The organism is Herminiimonas sp. KBW02 (assembly GCF_003852535.1).
Classification (GTDB): domain Bacteria; phylum Pseudomonadota; class Gammaproteobacteria; order Burkholderiales; family Burkholderiaceae_D; genus Oxalicibacterium.
The window spans coordinates 1,031,439-1,054,707 of record NZ_QAJP01000004.1 but is presented as its reverse complement, the minus strand read 5'-3'; the positions used below and the strand labels follow the sequence as shown (position 1 = coordinate 1,054,707).

The 23,269-nt window shown below is 46.8% G+C and carries 21 protein-coding genes; 19 read left to right on the top strand and 2 right to left on the bottom strand.

Annotated elements, in window-relative coordinates:
- Window positions 1-49: 49 nt before the first annotated feature.
- The 3 genes from DBR37_RS09190 to DBR37_RS09180 all read left to right on the top strand — a co-directional run bounded on the left by DBR37_RS09190 (window position 50) and on the right by DBR37_RS09180 (window position 2,072).
- Window positions 50-763, top strand: a complete 714-nt coding sequence (locus DBR37_RS09190) for a phosphatase PAP2 family protein (protein WP_158610244.1) — start codon at window positions 50-52, stop codon at window positions 761-763.
- Window positions 764-866: 103 nt separating this feature from the next.
- Window positions 867-1,484 carry a hypothetical protein gene (locus DBR37_RS09185; RefSeq protein WP_124574120.1) on the top strand — a complete coding sequence of 206 codons (618 nt, stop codon included), beginning with the start codon at window positions 867-869 and terminating at the stop codon, window positions 1,482-1,484.
- A gap of 303 nt (window positions 1,485-1,787) precedes the next feature.
- The gene (locus DBR37_RS09180; RefSeq protein ID WP_124574119.1) at window positions 1,788-2,072 is read left to right on the top strand and encodes a helix-turn-helix transcriptional regulator; all 285 of its coding nucleotides are present in this window, start codon (window positions 1,788-1,790) and stop codon (window positions 2,070-2,072) included.
- Between the two features lie 111 nt (window positions 2,073-2,183).
- On the opposite strand, the gene DBR37_RS09175 is transcribed toward DBR37_RS09180, so the two are convergent.
- On the bottom strand, window positions 2,184-3,005 hold the full coding sequence (locus DBR37_RS09175; RefSeq protein ID WP_124574118.1) for a hypothetical protein: 822 nt from the start codon (window positions 3,003-3,005) through the stop codon (window positions 2,184-2,186).
- Between the two features lie 313 nt (window positions 3,006-3,318).
- Between DBR37_RS09175 and DBR37_RS09170 the strand changes: the two genes are divergently transcribed.
- Window positions 3,319-3,912, top strand: a complete 594-nt coding sequence (locus DBR37_RS09170; RefSeq protein ID WP_199739069.1) for a hypothetical protein — start codon at window positions 3,319-3,321, stop codon at window positions 3,910-3,912.
- A 36-nt stretch (window positions 3,913-3,948) separates the two neighbouring features.
- Here DBR37_RS09170 and DBR37_RS09165 read toward each other — a convergent pair whose 3' ends face one another.
- Window positions 3,949-4,386, bottom strand: a complete 438-nt coding sequence (locus DBR37_RS09165) for a universal stress protein (RefSeq protein WP_124574117.1) — start codon at window positions 4,384-4,386, stop codon at window positions 3,949-3,951.
- A gap of 381 nt (window positions 4,387-4,767) precedes the next feature.
- On the opposite strand from DBR37_RS09165, the gene DBR37_RS09160 reads away from it, so the two are divergent.
- The 15 genes from DBR37_RS09160 to flgB all read left to right on the top strand — a co-directional run bounded on the left by DBR37_RS09160 (window position 4,768) and on the right by flgB (window position 23,069).
- Window positions 4,768-5,475 (top strand): hypothetical protein, encoded by a 708-nt coding sequence (locus DBR37_RS09160; RefSeq protein ID WP_124574116.1) that lies wholly within the window; start codon window positions 4,768-4,770, stop codon window positions 5,473-5,475.
- Entirely contained in the window at window positions 5,462-7,444 is a 1,983-nt protein-coding gene (locus tag DBR37_RS09155; RefSeq protein WP_124574115.1) for a hypothetical protein, read from the top strand. The genes DBR37_RS09160 and DBR37_RS09155 overlap by 14 nt, the downstream gene beginning before the upstream one ends.
- A gap of 8 nt (window positions 7,445-7,452) precedes the next feature.
- On the top strand, window positions 7,453-8,493 hold the full coding sequence (locus DBR37_RS09150) for an ATP-binding protein (protein ID WP_124574114.1): 1,041 nt from the start codon (window positions 7,453-7,455) through the stop codon (window positions 8,491-8,493).
- The gene (locus DBR37_RS09145; RefSeq protein ID WP_148089227.1) at window positions 8,490-10,010 is read left to right on the top strand and encodes a hypothetical protein; all 1,521 of its coding nucleotides are present in this window, start codon (window positions 8,490-8,492) and stop codon (window positions 10,008-10,010) included. The genes DBR37_RS09150 and DBR37_RS09145 overlap by 4 nt, the downstream gene beginning before the upstream one ends.
- A gap of 198 nt (window positions 10,011-10,208) precedes the next feature.
- The gene (locus tag DBR37_RS09140; protein ID WP_231949211.1) at window positions 10,209-10,544 is read left to right on the top strand and encodes a cobalt-zinc-cadmium resistance protein; all 336 of its coding nucleotides are present in this window, start codon (window positions 10,209-10,211) and stop codon (window positions 10,542-10,544) included.
- Between the two features lie 93 nt (window positions 10,545-10,637).
- On the top strand, window positions 10,638-11,927 hold the full coding sequence (locus tag DBR37_RS09135; RefSeq protein WP_124574112.1) for a TolC family protein: 1,290 nt from the start codon (window positions 10,638-10,640) through the stop codon (window positions 11,925-11,927).
- A gap of 8 nt (window positions 11,928-11,935) precedes the next feature.
- On the top strand, window positions 11,936-13,516 hold the full coding sequence (locus DBR37_RS09130) for an efflux RND transporter periplasmic adaptor subunit (protein ID WP_124574111.1): 1,581 nt from the start codon (window positions 11,936-11,938) through the stop codon (window positions 13,514-13,516).
- 10 nt (window positions 13,517-13,526) lie between these two features.
- Window positions 13,527-13,868, top strand: coding sequence for a P-II family nitrogen regulator (locus tag DBR37_RS09125; RefSeq protein ID WP_124574110.1), 342 nt, complete (start codon window positions 13,527-13,529; stop codon window positions 13,866-13,868).
- Between the two features lie 14 nt (window positions 13,869-13,882).
- A complete protein-coding gene (locus tag DBR37_RS09120; RefSeq protein WP_124574109.1) occupies window positions 13,883-17,107 on the top strand; it encodes a CusA/CzcA family heavy metal efflux RND transporter in 3,225 nt (1,074 codons plus the stop codon).
- A gap of 108 nt (window positions 17,108-17,215) precedes the next feature.
- Window positions 17,216-17,650 (top strand): MgtC/SapB family protein, encoded by a 435-nt coding sequence (locus tag DBR37_RS09115; protein WP_124574108.1) that lies wholly within the window; start codon window positions 17,216-17,218, stop codon window positions 17,648-17,650.
- 61 nt (window positions 17,651-17,711) lie between these two features.
- Window positions 17,712-18,002, top strand: a complete 291-nt coding sequence (locus tag DBR37_RS17405) for a zinc ribbon domain-containing protein (RefSeq protein ID WP_124574107.1) — start codon at window positions 17,712-17,714, stop codon at window positions 18,000-18,002.
- Window positions 18,003-18,072: 70 nt separating this feature from the next.
- Complete coding sequence (locus DBR37_RS09105; RefSeq protein WP_124574106.1) at window positions 18,073-19,017, top strand: cation diffusion facilitator family transporter; 945 nt, start codon at window positions 18,073-18,075, stop codon at window positions 19,015-19,017.
- An 849-nt stretch (window positions 19,018-19,866) separates the two neighbouring features.
- Window positions 19,867-20,991, top strand: coding sequence for a glycosyltransferase family 2 protein (locus DBR37_RS09095; protein WP_233588320.1), 1,125 nt, complete (start codon window positions 19,867-19,869; stop codon window positions 20,989-20,991).
- A gap of 9 nt (window positions 20,992-21,000) precedes the next feature.
- Entirely contained in the window at window positions 21,001-22,632 is a 1,632-nt protein-coding gene (locus DBR37_RS09090) for a phosphoethanolamine transferase (RefSeq protein WP_124574104.1), read from the top strand.
- Window positions 22,633-22,643: 11 nt separating this feature from the next.
- Window positions 22,644-23,069, top strand: coding sequence for a flagellar basal body rod protein FlgB (flgB, locus tag DBR37_RS09085; protein WP_124574103.1), 426 nt, complete (start codon window positions 22,644-22,646; stop codon window positions 23,067-23,069).
- The last annotated feature ends 200 nt before the right edge of the window (window positions 23,070-23,269 follow it).

Below are 23,269 nucleotides of genomic sequence, written 5' to 3'. Positions count from 1 at the left end.
GAACAGTCTGCGCTGGTGCCTTCATTAAATGTCACACAAACGAGTATTTATGATGCGTGCAATACAACGTAGTTTCTACAAGTCCGGGCCGTCGTTTGCTTACATCCGTCATTCTCTGCTGAATGACCGCATTAAGGTCCTGGCGTGCCTGCTGGGCGTGATCTTGCCGCTGGCCTTGTTTTGTGTTCTTGCGGACACGATTCGGAACAGCGGCTGGCTTGCACTGGAAAGAACGATACTCTGGTCATTACGCGTACAGACTGAATCCCTGCTGGGACAATTCGCAGTGTACCTGTCGATGCTGGTAACAGTCGTCAGTGTAGGCATATTGTGCTACCTGTTGTATCGCCAGCTTTGGCGTATCGCCTTGTTCTGGTTGTGCGCTGTCTCGGGTGCAGCCATCCTGGGCAATATCATGAAGGGCTTGATTCAGCGCGCCCGCCCGGAGCTTTGGCTGGATACACCGGACACCTCATTTGGTTTTCCCAGCGGCCACGCTACCCATTCAATGGCCATCGTTATTGCATTGCTGGTACTGCTGCGTCTGAGCAGCTGGCATAAGGCGGTATTGTTCAGCGGTTTGCTATTTGCTGCGCTGGTAGGGCTGAGCCGCATGTATCTTGGCTATCACTATCCGAGCGATATTCTGGCCGGATGGATGGTCGCTTTGTGTTGGGTGATGACCTTGCGCGTTTTATTCCATCACAATTACCTGACCTTGCACGCAGGGCAGGGGCTGTCCGGGCATTGGTGGCGCAAATAATTATTGTCGCAATTGAATTTCGCCGTGCGCTGGCGTACAGTCTGATTGTCGTACCGCACTTACTATCGTTCTCAACAGGCCATTCATTACAGAAGGAGTTGATATGAGCAACGCGTGTAAAGAAAGCAGATCACTATTAGCTATTCATCTGATCGAAGAACAGCTAAGAGTGTTGCCTGTATCAATCGCCATGATCCTGCAACCGGCCAAAGCCGGCGAGTCAGAAGCAGGTAATGCGCCAGTACTCATGTTGCACAGGAAGAAAAAACAGGCAAAAACAGGTTCTGCCGGAAACATTGTGGTGGACAACGCGCAAGCGACGACCGTACTGGATTTGCAGGCTTCCAATAAAACCCTGCATGAAGGTCCCTTGCAAAAAGCGACTTATCTGCGCGTCGTCATTAGCAATGCCCTGTTATCGATAGGGATGTTCCTCAAGGAACACGATCTTGGTTCCATGCGCACTCCGGAAATCCAGTTCCTTGATCACGTCATGGACGCTATCCTGAATGCCAACACCTTCAAAATCCCGCAAGGGTATATCCCGATGGCGACCTTTGACGGACTGGTGATAGACAGCAGCCTGACCGGCAAGCCCTTGTTTGGCGATGGCGAGCAGGAAGGCTTTATGGAGTTTGGCGATGCGGTGGCGCTGCTGCAATGGCTCGCGCATTACCTGCATAAAGAACGACATTTTGTCAGCGGTGGTGACGCCGGTTAAACCCGGTTTATGCGCAAAACCACCTCGGCATGAGGTGGTTTTCATTTGATTACAGCGCTCAGGACACTCCCAATATCATTTGCCCCCAAGCTGCGTGCCAGGCTTGGATTGCCCGCCGTCAATAGCGTCTTATGCCTGGATGTCTTTATGACAAACAGCTGTCAATGACGACTGTAACCTTTGCGTCCGAACTCAGGCAGATGCAGAATTTCGGACGATTGTCCCACACCTGTATGATCATTAAATACTTTGCCAGTGTGATCCAGCAAAATCCTTTTCAGAACAACTTGAAGGAGTATTGTGATGAAAAGCGTGAAGTATCTGATGCAAGTACAAGACAAATACGCACTGAAAAATGATGCTGCGTTGGCCGAGAAACTGAAGATCACAAGGAGTGCGATCAGTTTGTATAAAAGCGGTCAGCGCATTATGGATGAAGACACTTGTCTCAAGGTCGCGGTAGCACTGAAACTCGATCATCCGCTGCCGGTATTAATGGCGGCGGGGACAGATCGGGCAAAGAAATCCGGCAAGAAATCAATCTGGGGGTACTTCGTGCGCAAACAGGGCAGAGAAGTTTTTCAGTAAAGTATTCCAGGCATCGTTGGTATACGCTTGATTACACGTAACAAATGTAATCACAGCACACAAGAAAGCAGGGCGCCGGATCACACTGGCGCCCTGTCGCGTTTACCTACATTAAAATGCGTAGCCAACACCTGCACTAATCGTCGTATAGCGGGTCCTGCTATCCGGCTCCCAGGTAATCGTGCCGCCGACCGGATAATTGGAACTGGCTCCGTACTTGAACGCCGAGTAATTAATGCCCACATTCCCCCTGAATTTTTGCGTGAACGCGTAATCCGCGGACAAGCCAGCCCTATACAGATTGGAGTTCCCCAATCCACCGGAAAAGCCGAGCGGGCCGTTCACGCTGATATCGGAACTGAAAGTCCGGCCGATCAGGGCGTTGGCGCTCAACACCAGGCGTGGCATAGGTGAGTACTGCGCCAGGGCGCCGATGCCGTAATAATTATTGGTATAGGTTTCGCCTTGATTGACGGCACGCTTCCATTCATGCCGGCCGACTTCCAGAAACGGAGTGAACATGCTGCTCTGGTTTACGGTGAAGCCTTTACCCCAACGCAAGCTGTAATCGGTCAACGTCGCATCATTCTGCTGTACCGCAGAACCGAACACGCCGCCGGTCAGGCGCGAGCCTGTGTAGTCGGTATGCCCTTTATTCCTGCTGTACTGGAACTGCAGATAATCGTTCCCGAACAGCCAGTCCTGCATCACAGAAGCCGATACAGCAAAGCCCGGTACCCAGCCTTTTTCTGTGTTCAGCTTGCCGACCGTCGTGCCGAATCGGCCATCGTTGGTTTCCGTATAGTCGACGTAGCTGGAAATGCCTTGTATACCGATCTGATTATTAGACGATTTGATTTCCTGGATTTGCGCGATGGCGCTGACGCAGGATGCGGATGAGACTACAAAAATAATTGCTTTGCAGATATTCATGGCAGTCTCCGGCATGGTTGGACGGCAGATGAAGACACGGCCAAGGCATCCTCTGATGAGTGGAGGGTGCCTGACACTGAGCTGGTTGGGCATTGATCAGTTAACAACAGTTAAGCACAAGATTGAAACTAAAGCTATGGCTTCGCAAACTTCAGGTTCTCGATTAACTTCAGCAATATAGCTCGCTGATTATGTTAAGAAAATTCGATAATTTTTCTTCTGAACCTCATACAGTAAACACCTGAAAATAAGTTTTCACTTCACTTCAGGCTGGCAGCTCATCACACAAAACTGGAAATAATTTGATACTAAGTTGATCTGGTCTTTCAACGATGGCAGATCAGAAGAACGCGAACGAAATTGCCGTGTAGCTGGCCACAAGGCTAAGGGCGACATTCTCGATCGCTGCGAGCAAATTGGTGCTGATCGCTTGGTGACGTTGACCTATAGAGAAAACCTGACAGACAGTGCACAGGTACTCAAGGATTGGAAAGAAATCACCCGCCGACTACGCAAGGTGCAGCATGCATTTCAATATGTAGCCATTATGGAAAATCAGAAGAGGGGAGCGATACACTTCCACATCGCCGTGCAAGGGCGCAAGAACTACGAGCTCCTACGCTTTATATGGCAACGTGTCCTTGGCAAAAATGAGCTTGGCCAGCAAATGGGGCAGGTCAACGTGCGTGACCCGCATCGGTTCGGATTCGGTAAGAACGGCATTCACAAGCTGGCTGCATATATAGCCAAGTACTGCACCAAGGCGATGGATTGCCGGGAGATTGATCAAAAGCGGTTTTTCTCAAGCCGTGGCATTTCTAAACCGGAGATTGTTCAATGGCGCTTGCATAGCGACGACATGCTGGGTGCAGTCAATGCTGCTGTCGCTGTAGCTCTTTTAAGGTGACACCAGATTTAGTTACAAAATCGATGACGTCACTACTTATCGGTACACCAAAACAGGTATTTTGCTATGCACAAGAACCTTTTGAGTTTCGCTGCCTATTAGGAAGCCTTGAATACCTTTACGGCCATGAGATGCCATTGTTATCAAATCACATTTATTGTCATCGGCAGCCTTGAGAATTGCCTCATAAGGATGCTCGCCTGTTACTTGAACCAATGCTGCTGGTACGCCAGCTTCCTTTGCTCTGTCGCTGATTACGGCCAGAAACTTTTCTGCATGCGATGCCGCGAGCTTTTTAAAATCTTGGCTTGTATCCGTGAGCATTTCTGCCTGCCAGGTCAATATCTGGTATTCAGGAATGACGTATAAGCCGGTTATTTTGGCACCGAGGACCTTGGCAAGGGCTATGCTTTTCTGAATGGCAATTTCGGACAGGGCTGATCCATCGGTCGGGAGCAAGATATTTTTAAACATTTTGTTCTCCTTTTCTGGTCGTGCTTCAGTGTAGGATTTCTTTGCATCTTTTCAACGTGATTCCTTACCTATGCGGTTGATCTGCAATCCATAAGCGCTCGGAACTAAAGTTCCAACCTTCCAAAGTCAACTGAATTTCATAAAAATCAACAGTTTACAAATTTATTTTGATGCTTCCTCCTAACTCAGATAGCAACTTTAGTTCCTTTTTATGGAAGTAATTTTGTAAAAATAATGCTGCCGGAACTAAAGTTGTTAAAACTATGCGCGCTTTTTATCAAGGCCGGACATCGTTATCTTGACATCGCATCGTTTTGAACTAATGTAAAAAGCCCGACCTTAAAACGCGCCTTTTGGACCGCGTTTCCTGAAGGTGCTTTGATGAAATCAAATCCTTCATTGAAGAGTACGCAGCGTTTGCATGTAATGGACGCATACCGCGCGCGTGGGCATAGAAATAATAATCTTTGGCTAATTTACAGTCCCAAGATGAATGCCGACTGGTTGCTGCCTAGCGATCGGCAACTTGTTCATTGGATACATTTTCTAGAAATTAATCCTGAGGTCAAATCCTTTGACCTCCATCCCGAAAACATCATTTCTCACGACGAAAAAGAAGCTAGAGGAACGCAGCTCGATGCCATAGTTGAGTTGACTAATGGTAAAACAGAGTGGCATGAAGTAAAAAGTACGGAAAAGGAGCTGGTCGAAGCCCGACCTCAACTTTTGGCTCAATCTTCCGCTGCGGCCAAACAAGGAGTTTCGTATCGTGTTTTCAGCGACAACGAACTCAAGCCGCATGTGCAATCTGCTTGTAGGTGGCTGAAAGCTATTGCTTTCGCCGCAGCCATTCGGGATCAGCACCAAACACCCACTCTAATAGCGCTTATTAGTAGATTGCGAGATCAATCAGATGGGACAGTTGGAGAACTGCTTTCCGATTTGATTGATTATGACGAATCGGTGGTAATGGGGCTTCTTGTTCGTTACGCGCTTCAAAGCCATATCTCCTTAGATCTTACGAAGAAGCCATTCGGCAGATCTACAAGATGGACATGGAATCAAAGGGCTCGATATGTGGAGTCGTAGAGAGGCCGTAGCTACGGCATTACCACTTGACCTCTGGCCGAAAGTGCAAAAAGCAGCCTTGAGGTCTGAAGATGTCGAGAAGTACGAGAGCAATGAATTGGCAATGCGTCTCTATTTCGAATACCAGTCAGTAAAATTTATTACCGAAAGAACCGGCATTGCCGCCGCGAGTCTCCCACGCATGGCGCGAAAATGCTTGGAAATTGCATCTGACGGAAAGATATTCGGCTTTCGGGCACTGGTACCACATGTTCGGATCGAACCATATAGGCGTCGCGCGCCATTAGGGAGGAAATTTGGCGAGCAGCAAGGCGGCCAAACCGGTGCGCTTGGCATGATGTTGGATCGCTTTCCTGAATTAGAAGAAAAACTTACTCGCTTCATCAGGCAAGATGCAAAGTACAAAGATGTCCCAGAATTTCGACTGCGATCTCGCGACCTGCATAAACTTTTTATTAAGGCTATCAAAGAGTACGGGGTGAGTGCTTCCGAGTGGCCTTTTACAACCAAACATCGCGGGATTAAATCCATCCGTAGTTTTATGCGTGATGTCTTAGACCGAAACTTTAAGCGCGCTGTAAATATCAGGGAGGGGGCAGCTGCGAAAGCACACCTTAATGTTGGTACAGGGCACGCGCCATTTTTGTATTTCAGTGAGCCTTATGATGTAGTGGAAATAGACGCATATCGAATTGACTGTCATTCAACTGTAACTTTTCGCACTCCAGAAGGAACTGAGAGAGATCTACTTCTGGACAGACTGTGGTTGATTGCAGTGGTAGAGGGTGCTTCCGCAGCTATATTGTCCTACTTGGTCGTGTATAGGAGCGAAGTAACGAAAGAAGACGTGATTAAAGTTGTACGCGATGCCATCACAAAAAAATGGCATCCAATAGAGCTTACTGTTGACGGGCTGAATTACCCTCCCGATGCTGGACTACCAAGCGGAATTATAGAGAGGGCTTATGGCGCGCTTTGGAGCGTCACTAAGCTTGATGGTGCATTGGCGCACTTGGCGCAACCGGTTCATGAGAATCTGCGGAAAGGCCTAGGATTCGTCATTAATTGGGGAGCAGTAGCTCATTTTGAGAGGCGAGATAGTGTTGAGCGCACGTTTGGTCAAATCGCCGACAAGCTGTTTAAACGACTGCCATCCACAACTGGAAGTAATCCGCATAGTGGTCGTGCGCCCAATGCGCAGAAAAAAGCGTTAAAGCATAAAATTAGGGCTGCAGAAGTGGCTGAATTATTGGATGTAACGATCGCTCAACATAATGCCACGCCGAATTCAGGCCTTTCAAGTTTATCTCCATTGCAGTACCTACAATATCACCTAGAAGGTGAAGTTCCGCTTTGCACAATCAGACACCTTCCTAAAGAGATGTCAAAGAATGGACGAACATTCTCTACTACGATCAGTGTCACCGTGCGTGGGGGGAGAGAGTCAGGACGTCGCCCCTACATACAACTCGACGGTGCGCGTTATACGAATCCAATTCTCGCTGAGGCTGGCTATTTAGTTGGAAAACGTTTGTTTATCGATATTGATAATGCCGATGACGACTTCCGCCAAGTGCGAGCCTACCTAGAAAATGGTGCGGATTTCGGCTATTTGTGTGTCCAGGGAAAATGGGCGCACACCAAACATAGCCGTAGAACACGTAAGGTCATAAATAGTTTGGTCTACCACAGGACTATTGTGGTGTCTGAGTTTGACGACCCTGTCCACATCTATATGGCATATCTCGGCAAGACCAACTCGAAAACTAAGAGAGGAATACAACCTCTTTCTGCAAAACAAGTAACCAAGGCGACGCAGGTTTCTAGAGAATCGGGCCTTGAACTTGTTATCGATGCCAAAGCAAAGCCTGATGAATCCCATATTCGTACGACGAAGGTTGTTGCTAATCGTAGTTCGCTGTTGGATACCCCGGTTGTAGGCTTGATGAAAGTAAAAAATCGGAGATAGGAGTTTGTATGCCAGAGTCGATCAATACAGTTGATCCTGCCATCATCGGCAAGGCGGAACCGTGCGAACTCTCACCAAGACGCCGTGAGCAGCTGTTGGAGTTTCACCCTGTACTTGAACGGGACTACACGCTTCCCACACCCATGCTCGAACGTACGTACAGAATTGCACGAGAAAAAGTATGGACCAGACGTACTGGCGTCGTCTTTTATGCGACTCCTAGAATGGGTAAAACAACCTGCGCCAAGGAGATTCAAAATCTGTTGAATAACGAATTCCCGCGAACATATACGCTACTACTAAGTGCTCGACGATCAAAGCAATCGTCGGAATACCACATGTATTCGTTGATACTAGAAGCCAAAAAACATATCTTGTCGAGCCGTACAAAAGTAGGTTTTCTTCTGGAGAATATTAAGACCGACACAATTCTAAAGTTGAGCAAAATTGGAGGGTCCCAGTTTGTCTTAATTGTGGACGAAGCACAGTTATTGTCAGATACGGATCTGGAACAACTTTTCGTTTTGCACAATGCCCTAGATCTGATGAAAATAAAAATGACGACGATATTCTTTGCCCAACCTCAAATCATGCATCGCCGCGCTGCACTATTGGTCAGTGGGCAACATCAAATCATCGCTCGCTTTCTCAGCGAACCCATAGCTTTTGAAGGTTGTTCCAGCATGATTGAGTTGCAGCTTTTATTGAAAGCCTATGACGAGCAGTCTGAATATCCTGAAGGATCTGGCTGGAGTTACACACGCTTTTTTCTTCCGGAAGCATTTGCCAAGGGATTTAGGCTTCATCGTTACGCATCCAAGCTGTGGGAGGCACTAGCCGCAGCCGCTGGCCCACTAGGGCTTGGTATGGTTCCAATGGAGCATGTATGTTTGTCTATAGAGTATTTGCTACTCGCATCAAAAAAGGAAGACTGCAGTAATTTTTCAATCTCGGATAGCGATATTGCGATTGCAGTCGAATCGTCGAACTTAGCCAGTTTCAGTGCTCTCCTTCAGTCGCCCAGTAAGGAAGGTGGATGGGAACAATGAAAATTAATTGGAACGAAGAGAGTCGGCTAACCTGGCCTGACGGCAGTCTTGCCCCCTACGAATCCAGCAAGATGATCGTCAGAAAAATCATCATGCTTAATCATGTCGATATCAATGAGTTAAAAAAGCTAATCGAAATTGATCCTAAGTTGACCTCGGCCTATGACATTGCGAATTTGTCCTGCAGCGGATGGATTAATTTCGATAAATTGGCACAGCTTTTGAACGCAAAAAAACATGAAGTATTGAACGGCTTTGTAGATCAAATCGTTCCTATCAATGGTCAACAGTTTTTAACTCGTTATTGCCCTCAATGCTGGAAGCATAAGTACCATTGTTCTTTGTTTGACTTGCCCATCCTACGGCAGTGCCCTTGGCATCGGTGTGACCTTACCAGTGGTTGTAATCGATGCGTTACCAGAGCATCGCTCAACGCGATATGTAAAAGCCAATCTCCTTCTAGTTGCTCAAGGTGTAGCAGGGAGTTTCTTGGTTTCGAGGAAGTAATGTCATCTAAGCAGATGCCTCCGGACCTGTTGACGCAAATTAGCGAATGTTGTGATTCCTTTGCTGCTTGGATTCATGTGCTCAACGAGAAGCTTGGCGACAGCAGCATGTTGCTCAAAGAACTATTCGATGGAGCGGATCTAGATGCGAATGATGGAAAACGATGGCTTCTTGGACTGGCAATAGCTGTAGCTGGCCCCCCGCCTGAAGGATGGGAATTTTTCTTCGAGCCTATCGCTGCTGATCTAGTTCGTTTAGAAGGTGTCATCGATGAAACTCCTATCTACAATGAGTCCTGCAATAGGCAGCATTTACTTCAAAGTGATATAGGGCATTGTTACAGAAGTCTCAGGCGGCATATTGCCAATGCTTATGTCCACAACCACAAAGACTGCTTAAAAGAGCTTTTAGGGTTGGATTGCTATGAGGCCAATGCGCTAAATGGCGTTTTGGTCTGTCCTGTTGCGCTTGCATTCCTTACATGGAGAATGTCGATTGAAAATGTAGTGCTCGATCAGCTGAAAGATAAAAGAGATGCAAATACCCAACTGAGTTTCATGGGGCCTTATCCGGCGTTTAGACTTTCAAACAGAGATCTTCTGCGATGGAGTTACTTTTCATTTTTCTGTATCTGGCATCAGATTAATGAACGATGCGGCCGCAACAGATTCAGAATAGAAAGAATTAATTTAAATAGGGATGGGCATGTTCTTTGGAAATGCAATTTTCCTAGCAAAAAACAAGACGCATTTCAGAATAAGTCCAGGCAGAGAGTAGGGCAGTGCCACGCAGTTTTTCCATCTTCCGATAGGCTCGTTAAAGCTGCTGCTGGCAAATGTGATGAGAGAAGACGAGCAGGAGAACTAATGCTAGATTACCAGACTTACAATAACTACGCGATGTTCGCTTCCTGGACGGGCAAGAACCGTAAATTGGGTGAACGACGATTTACTATTTCGAAAACCAAATTCTTTCGGAATCAGGGCCATTATGATTATCTCTATGTCTAAACGCCTGGAGATACGAGAGTTTTAAACGACACTCCCCATAATTGCCCGAATGCATCAAATCAACTGCGTAGTGCGTCTTAATATCTCACCATAATGGTGAAATCATCTGTTTTCCATTTCAAAATTAAATACTTTGCGAGAATTTTTTAAAACTGCTATAAAATAAGCACAATTATGCGACGCTTACTAGTCATCCTCATGCTTTTGATCGTACCGCTCCAGATTAGCTGGGCAGCGGCAGCGGTTTATTGTCAGCATGAAAGTAACCCGGTAACTGTGCATTTCGGTCACCATGAGCATAAGCATATTGCATCGTTGAGTGATCAAAAAAGTGATGTGCCGAAGTCTAGTTCGGCATCTGATATAGATTGCGCATTCTGTCATCTTGGTGGCATTGCTATTGCAGAAATTCCTGCAGCCATTCTGATTTCTGACATCGTTAGCGTAACACCACGTATACCTGACACTTCTATACTTGCTTCAATTCTCCCTCCGCGTCCAGAACGCCCAAAGTGGGTCTACGCCGCTTCCTAATCCGGCACCCGCTCGTTCTATTTTTTCCTCGTTCTTGATGTAGTTCATAGCGTTGGCTGCTGGATTCCCTTTGTCTATTACTAAGGAAATTCGATGCAAAAGCCGTTATTGCCGCTTCTATTTGCGGCATCTCTAACATTACAAATTCCTGCTTACGCGCAGGTAATATCGTCATATGGTGGCGAAACCACTCAAAGTGGGCAGATGAAGGCAGCTAATATCTCGCTGCTCACACTTGCTGCCGCTCTAGATCTGGCATATGGCGCCAATTCCGAAATTTCTGCTGCTCGTCGTGAAGTAGAAGCTACGGAAGGGATGATTCAACAAGCTGGAATCATTCCTAATCCTGAGCTTTCTACTACGATAGAAGACCTCAAACGTGACACGCGTACGACGACGGTTCAGATCAGCCAGCCCATTGAACTTGGGGGCAAACGGAGTGCACGTATCGCAGCCGCCGAACGTACCCGAGATCTTGCGTTAGCAGATCTTTCAGCCAAACAAGCTGACATACGAGCGCTCGTAGTCGCTGCATTCTATGACGTAGTTATCGGTCAAGAGCGTTATCGGTTAGCCTTAAGCACAGTTGAACTAGCACAGCGAGCAACGACCATTGCCTCGAAACGTGTATTGGCAGGGAAGATTTCTCCCGTTGAAGAAACAAGAGCACGTGTCGCCGAAGCCGGCGTACGTATCGAACTTGCCCAAGCCTTAAATGATTTGGGGACAGCACGACGCGAGCTGGCCGCTACCTGGGGAGCTCGTACTCCAGACTTCGACAAGGTACAAGAACCTGCTGAAGATCTGCCTCCTCTTATTCCTCTGCCTGCTTTGATGCAGCGCCTCGAGCAATCTCCGCTTTTGGCGCGTGCAAGGATAGAAGTTGAGCGAAGAAAAGCTATGACTGCGGTAGAGCGCTCACGCAGGATCCCTAATGTCACGCTCACTCTAGGTTCTAAGCGAGATGAGCAAGTGGGTCGTAATACAGCAGTAGTTGGTCTATCTATCCCGTTGCCACTATTCGATCGCAATCAAGGAAATATTCTCGAAGCCCTACGTAGGACTGACAAAGCACGTGACGATTTGACCACAACCGAAGTGAGTTTGAATCGTGAACTTGGGCAAACGCACGGACGTTTAAGTACTTCAATTACTGAAGCAGAAATGCTGAAGTCGGAAGTCGTGCCTGCCGCGCAACGTGCCTATGAAGCAACGACCAAAGGTTTTGAACTAGGTAAATTTAGCTTCCTAGAAGTCCTTGATGCTCAACGCACTTTCTTCCAAGCCAAGTCGCAGTACTTGCGCTCGTTAGCCGACACACACCGAGCCGCAGCCGCAATTGACCGTCTGCTTGGCGAACAATTTTCTGCCACAAAGAACTAGAGGCCACGATGAAAAACATTCCCCGTAACAAACAAACCACCTTCATCATAATCGTAATAGCTATCGGCCTTCTTTTAGGAGGCTTGATCTTAGTCTCAGATCCGAAAGGCGCGCAAAATGAAGAGTCCGGCAAAGGACATGCGGAAACTAAGGAGCACGCTGACACTGAGCATCATGGAAAAAAAAGTGCGACAAAACATGATGATGCGGGTGGGCATGAAGACAATGAGCATCACGCCGAATCAACGCCTCAAAGTGGTCCTAAGGGCGGGAAATTATTCACTAAAGATGGATACAGCCTTGAGCTGACTATTTCTGAAAATGAGGGCAAGCCTCAATTTCGTATATATACCTACCAAGATGGAAAGCCAATCGATCCAGCCGCGACTAAGGCCGTCGTAATTCTGGAGCGACTTGGACGAAGCCCTCAAAGTATTTCATTCTCAAAGGAGAATGACTATTTAAAAAGTAACTCGATCATCGAAGAACCTCACTCATTTAAGGTTCAGATCAAGGCCACCAAAGGCGACCAATCATATGAGTTCTCATATGCGCAAGAAGAAGGCCAAGTTGCTATGAGCGACGAACAATTAACAAAAAACGGCGTAAAAATCCTCAAGGCAGGGCCTGTCCGCATCAAAACAGAGTTGCAACTAATCGGAGAAATTCGTCTTAATGAAGACCGCACCGTCCAAGTGGTACCTAGACTAGCGGGCATTGTTGAATCGGTCCGTGCAAACGCTGGGGATCGGGTGCGTAAGGGCCAGATACTTGCAGTGATATCTAGCCAAGCGCTTTCCGATCAACGTAGCGAACTTCTTGCCGCTCAAAAACGTCTTGCGTTAGCTCGTACTACCTATGAGCGCGAAAAAACATTGTGGGAAGAAAAAATATCTGCTGAACAGGATTATTTGCAAGCTCGTACCACAATGCAGGAAGCACAAATCATTGCACAAAGCGCGCAACAGAAGCTCGCTGCTTTAGGTGCGTCACCATCCTCGACAAATCTGACTCAATACGAAATTCGATCGCCAATTGATGGCGTCATCACTGAGAAGCGTATTTCTGCCGGAACAGTTGCGAAAGAAGACGCAAATATCTTTGATATTTCGGACTTGTCCACAGTGTGGGTTGATCTGACCGTCCGCGCTCAAGATATCAATGCCGTAAAAACTGGTCAAAAAGCGACTGTGAAGGCGACAGCATTTGATGCTGAAGGCACTGGAACGGTTTCGTATATAGGTTCCCTCGTAGGCGAACAAACGCGCGCTGCTAAAGCACGGATAGTGATGGCGAACCCTAAAGGTACTTGGCGTCCAGGCTTAGCAGTTAACGTTGCGTTGGTGTCTGATGAAGTCGACGTTCCTGTGGCAGTGACGACGGACTCTATCCAAACGTTAGGCAATGCAACCGTTGTTTTCGGTCGCTATGGTGAACTCTTTGAGGCACGACCGCTTGAGCTTGGCCGTCGTGGCGCGAAGTACGTTGAGGTTCTGAAGGGGCTAGAGACTGGAGAGGACTATGCAGGGACAAACAGCTTCCTTATCAAAGCTGAATTAGGCAAAGCGTCCGCTAGCCACGCTCATTAAGGATATCGATATGAAACAGATCATCGCGATTATTCAGCCGCATAGGCTTGACGCTGTCGAACATGCCTTGCAAAGCCTTAGTCATTTGCCTGGTTTTACCTTGTTTCAAGTACGGGGTCACGCAAGAGGTCGTGGAATAGGGCATCTATTCGCAGCGGATGAATGGAATCCAGATATGCATGAGCACACTGCGCTGCTGATGTTTTGTTCTGACGACATCGCCCAAGAAGTTGTTGAAGCTATACGAAGCGCGTCGCACACCGGCAATACAGGAGACGGTCTAATTGCCGTTTCCACGGTTGATGACATTGTGCGCATACAAAGTGGCGAACGCGGCAACGCAGCCCTCTAGCTCAAGGAAAATTCATGTTTGAGAAAATCATTCGCTTTGCCATCGACCAGCGATGGCTGGTCATGTTAATGACATTAGGTATTGCAGCATTTGGTATCTATAGTTACCAGAAACTTCCTATCGATGCTGTACCAGACATTACCAATGTCCAGGTTCAGATTAACACCAGCGCTCCAGGCTATTCCCCATTGGAGTCTGAACAACGGATTACCTATCCAATCGAAACCGTTATGGCAGGTCTGCCTAAATTGGAGCAAACGCGCTCCATTTCGCGGTATGGCCTGTCCCAAGTAACGGTCATCTTCAAGGAAGGGACCGACATCTATTTTGCTCGACAACTGGTCAACGAACGAATTCAAGAAGCAAAAGATAAGTTGCCTCCAGGTGTTGTCCCAGCGCTAGGCCCAATTTCGACTGGTCTCGGTGAAATCTATATGTGGACAGTCGAGGCTGAAGAAGGTGCATTGAAACCGGATGGAAAGCCCTACACGCCGACCGATCTGAAAGAGATCCAAGACTGGATTATCAAACCGCAATTACGTAATGTCCCTGGCGTCACAGAAATCAATACTATTGGCGGCAACGCAAAGGAATTTCAAGTCGCACCATACCCCGGGAAATTGATGTCTTACGGGCTTTCTTTAGCGGATTTAGTTACAGCCCTGGAACGCAATAACAACAACGTCGGTGCCGGTTACATTGAGAAACGTGGCGAACAGTACTTGATTCGTGCCCCAGGACAGGTGACTGACTTGAACGATATTTCAAATATCGTTATCGGTACCAAACAAAGTATTCCTGTGCGAATCAAGGATGTAGCTGAAGTTATGCTTGGCTCTCAATTGCGAACAGGTGCTGCCACAGAAAATTCTCGTGAAATAGTCTTAGGTACGGTGTTCATGCTGATTGGCGAAAATAGCCGTTCGGTGGCCGAAGCCGTAGACAAAAAAATGGACGAAATTCGCCGGACATTACCGGAAGGTGTGGTGGCGGCTACTGTCTATGACCGCACGGTTTTGGTTGATAAGGCAATTGCAACAGTTAAAAAGAATTTGATGGAGGGGGCATTACTTGTCATCGCGATTCTCTTTCTTTTCTTAGGCAACATTCGCGCTGCAATTATTACCGCGATGGTAATTCCATTGGCCATGCTTTTTACGTTCACCGGCATGGTCAATAACAAGGTAAGCGCCAATCTTATGAGTTTGGGGGCGCTAGATTTCGGGATCATCATTGATGGTGCCGTTGTTATCGTAGAAAACTGTATTAGGCGGCTATCACACGCCCAAGCGCACGCTGGAAGGTCTTTGACACGAAACGAACGCTTCCACGAAGTCTTTGAAGCTTCAAAGGAGGCGCGTCGTCCACTGATTTTCGGGCAACTGATCATCATGGTTGTGTATCTCCCGATTTTTGCCCTATCAGGGGTAGAAGGGAAAATGTTCCATCCGATGGCATTTACGGTGGTGGTGGCTTTATTTGGAGCGATGATTCTTTCGCTTACCTTTATCCCCGCGGCTGTAGCGCTTCTCATCGGTGACAAAGTTTCTGAAAAAGAGAATCGTCTGATTGGCTGGTCCAAACGTCGCTATGAACCGATGCTGGATTGGGTAATGGATAGAAAACCGCTCGTTCTTACAACTGTTAGCGTTACGGTAGTGCTTTGCGGCTTGTTGTTGACACGTATGGGAAGTGAATTCATCCCGAGTCTCAATGAGGGTGATATTGCTCTGCAAGCGATGCGAATACCTGGAACTAGTTTGACGCAATCGATTGAAATGCAGAAGGAGCTCGAGCGGAATCTTCGAACTTTCCCTGAAGTAAAACGCGTCTTTGCAAAAATTGGTACGGCAGAAATTGCGACAGATCCGATGCCGCCGAATGTCGCTGACACTTTCATCATTTTAAAGCCAGAATCTGAATGGCCGTCTCCTAAACGTACAAAAGAAGAGTTGGTCATGGCTATGCAGAAGGTTGTAGCTCAGGTCCCCGGCAATAACTATGAATTTACGCAGCCAATCCAAATGCGTTTCAATGAACTGATTTCAGGTGTGCGCGCCGACGTTGCGGTGAAAGTATTTGGTGACAATATGGACGTCATGAACGCCACTGCGGATCAGATTTCCGACGCACTATCTAGCGTGCCGGGTTCTGCTGACGTGAAAGTAGAGCAAACTACTGGCTTACCTATGCTAACAGTTCAGATAGATAGAGATAAGGCAGCAAGACTGGGAATCAATGTTTCTGATATTCAGGATGCTCTGTCTATTGCTGTAGGTGGACGAGAGGCAGGGATATTGTTTCAAGGTGATCGCCGATTCGACATCCTTGTTCGTTTGCCTGATGACTTACGTAACGATATTGACGCTATAAAGCGTATACCTATTCGTTTGCCTATTGCGGAGGGCCCTACGCCCGGTCAAGTTGGTTATACGCAACTCGGCGAAGTAGCAGACCTTAATCTCGCACCAGGCCCTAATCAGGTCAGTCGTGAGAATGGGAAACGTCTCGTTATTGTGACAGCCAATGTGCGGGGACGTGATATCGGTTCGTTCGTAATGGAGGCTCAGAAGAAGATTCAAGAGACCGTCAAAATACCTTCAGGCAACTGGATCAGTTGGGGCGGCACGTTTGAGCAACTGGAATCCGCCACAAAACGTCTACAGATCGTTGTACCAATTGCTCTATTGCTGGTATTCCTGCTTCTCTTCGTTATGTTTGGCAATGCCAAGGACGGGATGCTTGTCTTCACCGGTGTTCCTTTCGCACTAACCGGTGGCATCGCAGCGCTTTGGCTGCGAGACATTCCTCTTTCAATTTCGGCGGGGATTGGCTTTATCGCGCTTTCAGGTGTCGCTGTTCTTAACGGCTTGGTGATGATTTCATTTATTCGAAGTTTGCGCGAAGAGGGTAGAACGCTTGATATCGCGATACACGAGGGCGCATTAACACGACTGCGGCCAGTATTGATGACGGCGTTGGTTGCGTCCTTAGGTTTTGTACCGATGGCGATCGCCACAGGTACCGGCGCAGAAGTTCAGCGACCACTCGCCACTGTCGTCATTGGCGGAATTATTTCTTCGACGATATTGACCTTATTGGTGTTGCCGTTGTTGTACAAGATAGCGCATCGCCGAGACGAAGAAGGGCCTGCTGATTCCGAAAACTCACAACCAAGTTTCATGCAAAAACTCGCGTTCTGGAAAAAATGGGGCAATTTAAGCTCTAAAAGTATCTAGGTGAGGGGGGGGTGTCGGGGCTAAGTATGCTCCGACGCCCCTATTCAAGAAGGTATTGAATAGTACGAACGTATTAGTACTAAGAAGAGGACTAATGTGGACTGGAAAATGGAATTGCTATTTGCCGCCAGGATCGTGCTTTCAGGTCTGTTAGGCGCAATTATTGGCCTTGATCGAGAGCGTCAAGGAAGCGATGCAGGCGTGCGTACTTGTATGGCTATTTCGATCGGCTCTTGTGCATTTAGTCTTATCTCGCTTCATGTCGTTAATGGCGAGCCAACCAGGATTGCTGCACAAGTTGTGAGTGGAATCGGCTTCCTTGGCGCAGGCGTGATTCTCCAAGTTCGAGGAAGAATAGAAGGACTAACGACAGCAGCTACCTTATGGGCGACTGCATCTGTTGGTATGGCAAGTGCGTTCGGTATGTATGTGCTCGCAATACTAACTACTGCACTCATCTATGGCATGTTAGTGCTTCACCATTTCCCTGGATGGAAACGTTTTACGCGCAGTAAATGCAGGGCTAAAAATGAAACTGAGTAGTCTGGTAGTGGAAAGTGGATTTGTATCTTATGGCAGTTAACAAAGAAAAAAGGAAAACATCATGGGCATCTTTGAGCGACTTTTAGGTGGCGGACATCATCGTCGGGATGGCGGTGGTCATCACGGTCGATATGACAATTCTTATCCGAGAAATCAGGACGAAAACTGGGGTAGATCACAGCCCACGGCAGCACCATCGACTCTGTGCAATGCGTGTGGCACTTCAAATAGCAGTGCCGCCCGGTTTTGCCAACAATGCGGCACGTCGATGACTCCACATAAATGTACGGGGTGTAATGCAGATATGGCTCAGGGAATGAAATTCTGCGGAAAGTGTGGCAAGGAACGTTGACAAGAGTTGGCTGGAAGGTTGCACGTTAAACGTATATTCAACGAGACAGATAATCTATTTGAGGAATCTCATGAGCGCCGGTCATAACCATGCACTACCAAAAGGGCAGAATCAGAAGTATCTGCTGATAGCGTTCGTATTAACGTCAACTTTTCTGGTCGCTGAAGTAATAGGCGGGTTGGTAACAGGAAGCCTGGCATTGCTGTCTGATGCCGCACACATGCTGACGGATGCCAGCGCACTAGCTATTGCGCTGATAGCGATTCAAATAGCCAAACGTGCTGCCGACTCACGACGCACGTTTGGCTATCATCGCTTCGAAATATTAGCTGCGTCATTCAACGCGATCATGCTGTTTTTCGTGGCCATGTACATTCTCTACGAAGCATATCGCCGCTTTAAGTCACCGATAGAAATCCAATCGATGGGGATGCTGATTATTGCGTCTCTGGGACTGATCATTAATCTGATCAGTATGAAATTGCTGAGCTCCGGAAAGGATGCAAGTCTCAATGTCAAGGGGGCTTATCTTGAGGTATGGAGCGATATGTTGGGTTCAGTTGGCGTTATCGCTGGCGCATTGATCATTCGCTTTACAGGATGGGCCTGGGTTGATTCGGTAATTGCGGTCGGGATAGGATTTTGGGTTCTTCCACGGACATGGATTTTGTTAAGAGAAAGTATAAATGTCCTACTGGAGGGGGTGCCTGAGCATATTGATCTAGAAAAATTGCGCAAATCGGTGTCCGATATTGCAGGCGTCCGAAGTATTCACGACTTGCACGTTTGGTCAATTACAAGCGGAAAAATTAGTTTGACCATGCACGTCGTTAGCGATCTTGAGGCCTTTAACAAAGATAATTTGTTGAAAGAAATTCAAACAACACTGGCCGAGCAATGGGAAATTCACCATACAACGATACAGATGGAGGCAGAAGCATGTGATCAAGCCACGAACGAGCACACCTTTGGTCCGACTGGTGAATCCGAAAAATATCTCACACCAGAAAAATGAAACTGATCCATTAATGGAATGTTTCGACTTGATTACACATTATGTTTTTAGAAAATAGATGGGTACCGATGAATCTCGCCAATACGCTTATTGGCGTATCGATAATTATCGCCATAGTCATTTTTGGTGCATTAATTTGGTTTGGCCGTTCGGGAACGAAATCTTCTACACCACGAAATGAAAAGCAGCATAAAACCAAGAGAAAAAGACGGAAGTTGCGTAGAAAAAAATAGTATATGCAAATTTAATTGGTCATATATTTAAGTGATATTCTTCTTTTTCTAAAGGTCGGTAGAGGCATTAAATTACAAAATCATGGGCATATCATTTTCGAAATACTTCTCGTTGTTAATGTTGGTCATATTTGCATTTATGACCAACGTTGGCATATGGAGTAACCATTCGAACTGGCTCACTCATGATCTTGAACACAACGTGAATGTCATTCCTGATCAGGCGACGGCAGATTATGTTGCATTGCATGATGTTGAGTCGCCAGACGATATTAGCGCCACAAGCTCTTTAGCTGTCGAACACGAATTACTTCATGCTGCCAATCATTTACAGTATTTTTTAGGAACAGAACAGAAAATTTCGCTCCTTCCTCTGTCTACGATCATAAAGACATACCCCCATTTTAGGGAGCTCCCTCTCGCAGCATTTGACGCACCTTTTCGCCCCCCTCGATCCACCGCCCTCCCAATCTAGCAGTCCGCCTGCGATTTCGTGGGCAGCTGTCGGTTCACTGTTAATAACTAAAAAGTACATCTTGCACAGAAGTTTCGTCGCAGCCTTAGCCGCTGCGTCTGATAGCTCTTGTTTGCGCTTGTTGGATTAGTTTTCAAATGAATGAATAAATATTTCGATCTTTATTCATTCATCGTCCACGCGCGCCCGCAATTTGTCGTGAAAGAAAAGAGAAGTGCGATGGAAAACCTATATTCAATCTCTAGTTTTGAAGACGTCAAGACTTCCTCATACAAGTTGTCCGTAATTGTCCCTCTGTTCAACGAGGAGAGTGTTTTGCCGATTTTTCATGAACGTTTGAAAAATGTACTTTCAGACCTTAATCATGATTGGGAAATTATCTACGTTGATGATGGCAGCACTGACAGATCATATGCTCTGTTAGGGCAACTACGTGCAGATAACCCAAAGGTCGGCATAGCTCGTTTCACCAGAAATTTTGGCAAAGAAGAGGCCATGAGCGCTGGGTTGCGTTTGGCAACCGGGGATGCTGCGATCATTATCGATTCCGATCTTCAAGACCCTCCTGAACTCATTCCGAAAATGATCACGGCATGGCTGGCCGGTGCCGACATTGTGAATATGCGTAGGCGCCAGCGCAGCGGTGAGTCGTGGCTAAAAAAAGCAACCGCACATGCTTTCTATAGAGTCATTAATCGCTTAAGTGATGTGCCAGTACCAGCAGACGTTGGGGATTTTCGTTTGCTGAGCAAACGCGCGGTAGATGCACTTAATCTCTTAGAAGAGCGCAATCGCTTTATGAAAGGCTTGTTTGCCTGGGTGGGATACAAACATGTGACGTTGGATTACGACCGTGACGCCCGTGCAGCCGGCACAACCAAGTGGCGTTACTGGAGACTATGGAACTTTGCACTTGAAGGCATTACTGGCTTTTCGGTCGCACCTTTAAAAATCGCAACTTATCTAGGTTTGGTCTTTTCGAGTATGGCATTTCTTTATGCCTTGTATTTTTTGGTAAAGACATTGCTCATTGGCGAGTCGGTGAGGGGATTTCCAACATTGATCGTCACTGTGATGATTCTCGGCGGACTGCAATTGATGGCTATTGGAATTATCGGTGAGTACTTAGGACGTCTTTTTATTGAGAGTAAGCGTCGTCCTCTCTATCTTCTAGAACAATACCAGCCTCCATCTCAATCTGAAGATAGCGTAAATCCTGCGATCGGTTCCTATCAAGAATCTGTCATGTGGACAAATAAACATTGAGTTCCATATATGCCTGCGAACAAATTACTTAAGTCCTATCCGGACATTTTATTTGCTTCGGCTACGGCTATCGTCTTAGTCGCCCTTTGTAATTGGCAATTTTGGACGACGCTCACGAAAAATATGTCGCTATCTGGATTTTCCGGAGCTGCCTTCATTTTTTCTTTGCTTTTGCTTTTTACCTGGTTGTACGCCGTCTTGCTTTTATTGATCCCCGGGCGTACTGCAATGAGGCTGCTAGGCGTCACCTTAATTATCGTAGCTTCTTCTAGCGCTTATTTCGTCGACAATTTCGGTATTGGAATTGACCTTGAGATGTTTCGCAATGTCGCGCAAACAGACTCAACCGAAGCATTTGGTTTGCTTAATGTCCGTCTTCTTGCCTATATTTTAGTGTTTGGCTTTGCTCCAGCATGGGTGCTATGGAAGATCAAATTTCAGCCTATTTCATTTCGTAGATACGCTCTTCAACGGATCGTATTCATTTGGATTGGCGCGATCTTTGTTCTTGTGGCGATACTGCCTCAATCGGGGAAATTTGCCACGTTCTTAAGAGAGCAAAAATCAGTACGTTACATGATGAACCCCGGCAATCTGATGTATGCAGCTTGGAATTATGCACGTCATGAAGCCAGGCCATCAGATTCTGCCGTAACAGATATTGATGGAAACACGCATCGCGTCATTTCGACCTCTAGTTCTAAACCATTGCTCATCTTCCTCGTCATTGGGGAGACGGCCAGAGCAGTCGATTTCCAGCTGATGGGACATTCGCGTCAGACGAACCCGAAACTCAGTGCGATAAGCAATCTTTATCGTTTTACCAACATGACGAGTTGTGGAACATCCACAGCTGTTTCATTACCCTGCATATTTTCTGGATTAGGTAGAGAAGACTTTGACGTTGTCAACGAGCGTAACAGAACAAATCTACTTGATACACTATCTAAAAATGGCATCGCAGTAGAGTGGCGAGACAATAATAGCGGCTGCAAAGGAATTTGTGTCAGGGTTAAAACTGTCGTTATGCAACCTCAAATGGCTCCATCGTTGTGTGAACAGGACTACTGCCATGACGAGATATTGCTCACCGGATTGTCGGAATCAATTACTCAACAATCGACAGATCAACTAATGGTCTTACACAAAATTGGAAGTCATGGGCCAGCATACTGGCGTCGATATCCCGCAGCCTTCGAAGTTTTCAAGCCAGCATGTCGTACAACGGATTTAGGGGCATGTTCTCTAGACGAGATACATAACGCCTACGACAACACAATTCTTTATACCGATCATGTTCTTAGCCAAATGATCAGCATGCTCCAAGGCCTGTCAGACAAGTACGACACCGTATTTCTATACGTCTCTGACCATGGTGAGTCGCTTGGTGAGAATGGTTTGTTCCTGCATGGCGCACCGTATTACTTTGCGCCAGATGTCCAGAAAAACATCCCCCTTTTGTTATGGATGTCGGAAGGGTATCGCAGCCGGATGGCAGTTGACGCCAACTGCATGAAGTCATTGCAAACCAAATCGTTTAGTCATGACAACATTTATCACACGATTCTTGGCATGACAGAAATTGAAAATGCTGTCTACACGCCAAAGCTGGACATGTTAAGACAATGTCGTCGTTTATAAGGAGCGGTCAAATGGACAATGTTACAAACAAGGGGCACATACCTATTGGAAACCAAAGTTCGGATGATCGCTTCTGGGAAACATCGGTACGGTTGTTTAGCAAACGATTGGAGATCGTCGCTTCTAACATCGCGAATGCGGATACACCAAACTATAAAGCGCGAGACATTGATTTTAAGACGGCCTTAAATCGAACGTTATCAGCGCCAAATAAGCTCGCGCCATCAACGACCTTACCGCCATCAGCTGCCGTGAATGATGTATTACCTAAACTTTTATATCGCACCCCTTATCAACAGAGTATCGATGGCAATACCGTGGAGCTTGATGCGGAACGAGCAGTATTTACAACCACCGCAATCCGCTATGAATTTGCAATGGAGCAGGCCGTGAGTACATATAAGGAATTAAGTGATCTTTTCAAAAATTTGAAGTAGTAGTTTCCCTATTAATGCATTGCTTAACGATGAGCGAACAAAAGAAAATGGCCTGAAAGGGCCAGGTTCTATATGAAATTCGGAGGTGTTTATCCGCCGTATATTTGTTCAAATTTTCGTGGCTCTTCGCTAGTTCGGGCCTGCTTCAGTTCAGCCTTTGTTTGCGATCGGCTTTTTGCTGCTTCTGCTGACTCCAGGAT

Excerpts from the sequence above, each read along its gene's own strand:
- DBR37_RS09190 (WP_158610244.1), top strand. The coding sequence starts at position 50 with ATGATGCGTGCAATACAACGTAGTTTCTACAAGTCCGGGCCGTCGTTT.
- DBR37_RS09185 (WP_124574120.1), top strand. The coding sequence starts at position 867 with ATGAGCAACGCGTGTAAAGAAAGCAGATCACTATTAGCTATTCATCTG.
- DBR37_RS09180 (WP_124574119.1), top strand. The coding sequence starts at position 1,788 with ATGAAAAGCGTGAAGTATCTGATGCAAGTACAAGACAAATACGCACTG.
- DBR37_RS09175 (WP_124574118.1), bottom strand. The coding sequence starts at position 3,005 with ATGAATATCTGCAAAGCAATTATTTTTGTAGTCTCATCCGCATCCTGC.
- DBR37_RS09165 (WP_124574117.1), bottom strand. The coding sequence starts at position 4,386 with ATGTTTAAAAATATCTTGCTCCCGACCGATGGATCAGCCCTGTCCGAA.
- DBR37_RS09160 (WP_124574116.1), top strand. The coding sequence starts at position 4,768 with ATGAAATCAAATCCTTCATTGAAGAGTACGCAGCGTTTGCATGTAATG.
- DBR37_RS09155 (WP_124574115.1), top strand. The coding sequence starts at position 5,462 with ATGTGGAGTCGTAGAGAGGCCGTAGCTACGGCATTACCACTTGACCTC.
- DBR37_RS09150 (WP_124574114.1), top strand. The coding sequence starts at position 7,453 with ATGCCAGAGTCGATCAATACAGTTGATCCTGCCATCATCGGCAAGGCG.
- DBR37_RS09145 (WP_148089227.1), top strand. The coding sequence starts at position 8,490 with ATGAAAATTAATTGGAACGAAGAGAGTCGGCTAACCTGGCCTGACGGC.
- DBR37_RS09140 (WP_231949211.1), top strand. The coding sequence starts at position 10,209 with ATGCTTTTGATCGTACCGCTCCAGATTAGCTGGGCAGCGGCAGCGGTT.
- DBR37_RS09135 (WP_124574112.1), top strand. The coding sequence starts at position 10,638 with ATGCAAAAGCCGTTATTGCCGCTTCTATTTGCGGCATCTCTAACATTA.
- DBR37_RS09130 (WP_124574111.1), top strand. The coding sequence starts at position 11,936 with ATGAAAAACATTCCCCGTAACAAACAAACCACCTTCATCATAATCGTA.
- DBR37_RS09125 (WP_124574110.1), top strand. The coding sequence starts at position 13,527 with ATGAAACAGATCATCGCGATTATTCAGCCGCATAGGCTTGACGCTGTC.
- DBR37_RS09120 (WP_124574109.1), top strand. The coding sequence starts at position 13,883 with ATGTTTGAGAAAATCATTCGCTTTGCCATCGACCAGCGATGGCTGGTC.
- DBR37_RS09115 (WP_124574108.1), top strand. The coding sequence starts at position 17,216 with ATGGAATTGCTATTTGCCGCCAGGATCGTGCTTTCAGGTCTGTTAGGC.
- DBR37_RS17405 (WP_124574107.1), top strand. The coding sequence starts at position 17,712 with ATGGGCATCTTTGAGCGACTTTTAGGTGGCGGACATCATCGTCGGGAT.
- DBR37_RS09105 (WP_124574106.1), top strand. The coding sequence starts at position 18,073 with ATGAGCGCCGGTCATAACCATGCACTACCAAAAGGGCAGAATCAGAAG.
- DBR37_RS09095 (WP_233588320.1), top strand. The coding sequence starts at position 19,867 with ATGAATAAATATTTCGATCTTTATTCATTCATCGTCCACGCGCGCCCG.
- DBR37_RS09090 (WP_124574104.1), top strand. The coding sequence starts at position 21,001 with ATGCCTGCGAACAAATTACTTAAGTCCTATCCGGACATTTTATTTGCT.
- flgB (WP_124574103.1), top strand. The coding sequence starts at position 22,644 with ATGGACAATGTTACAAACAAGGGGCACATACCTATTGGAAACCAAAGT.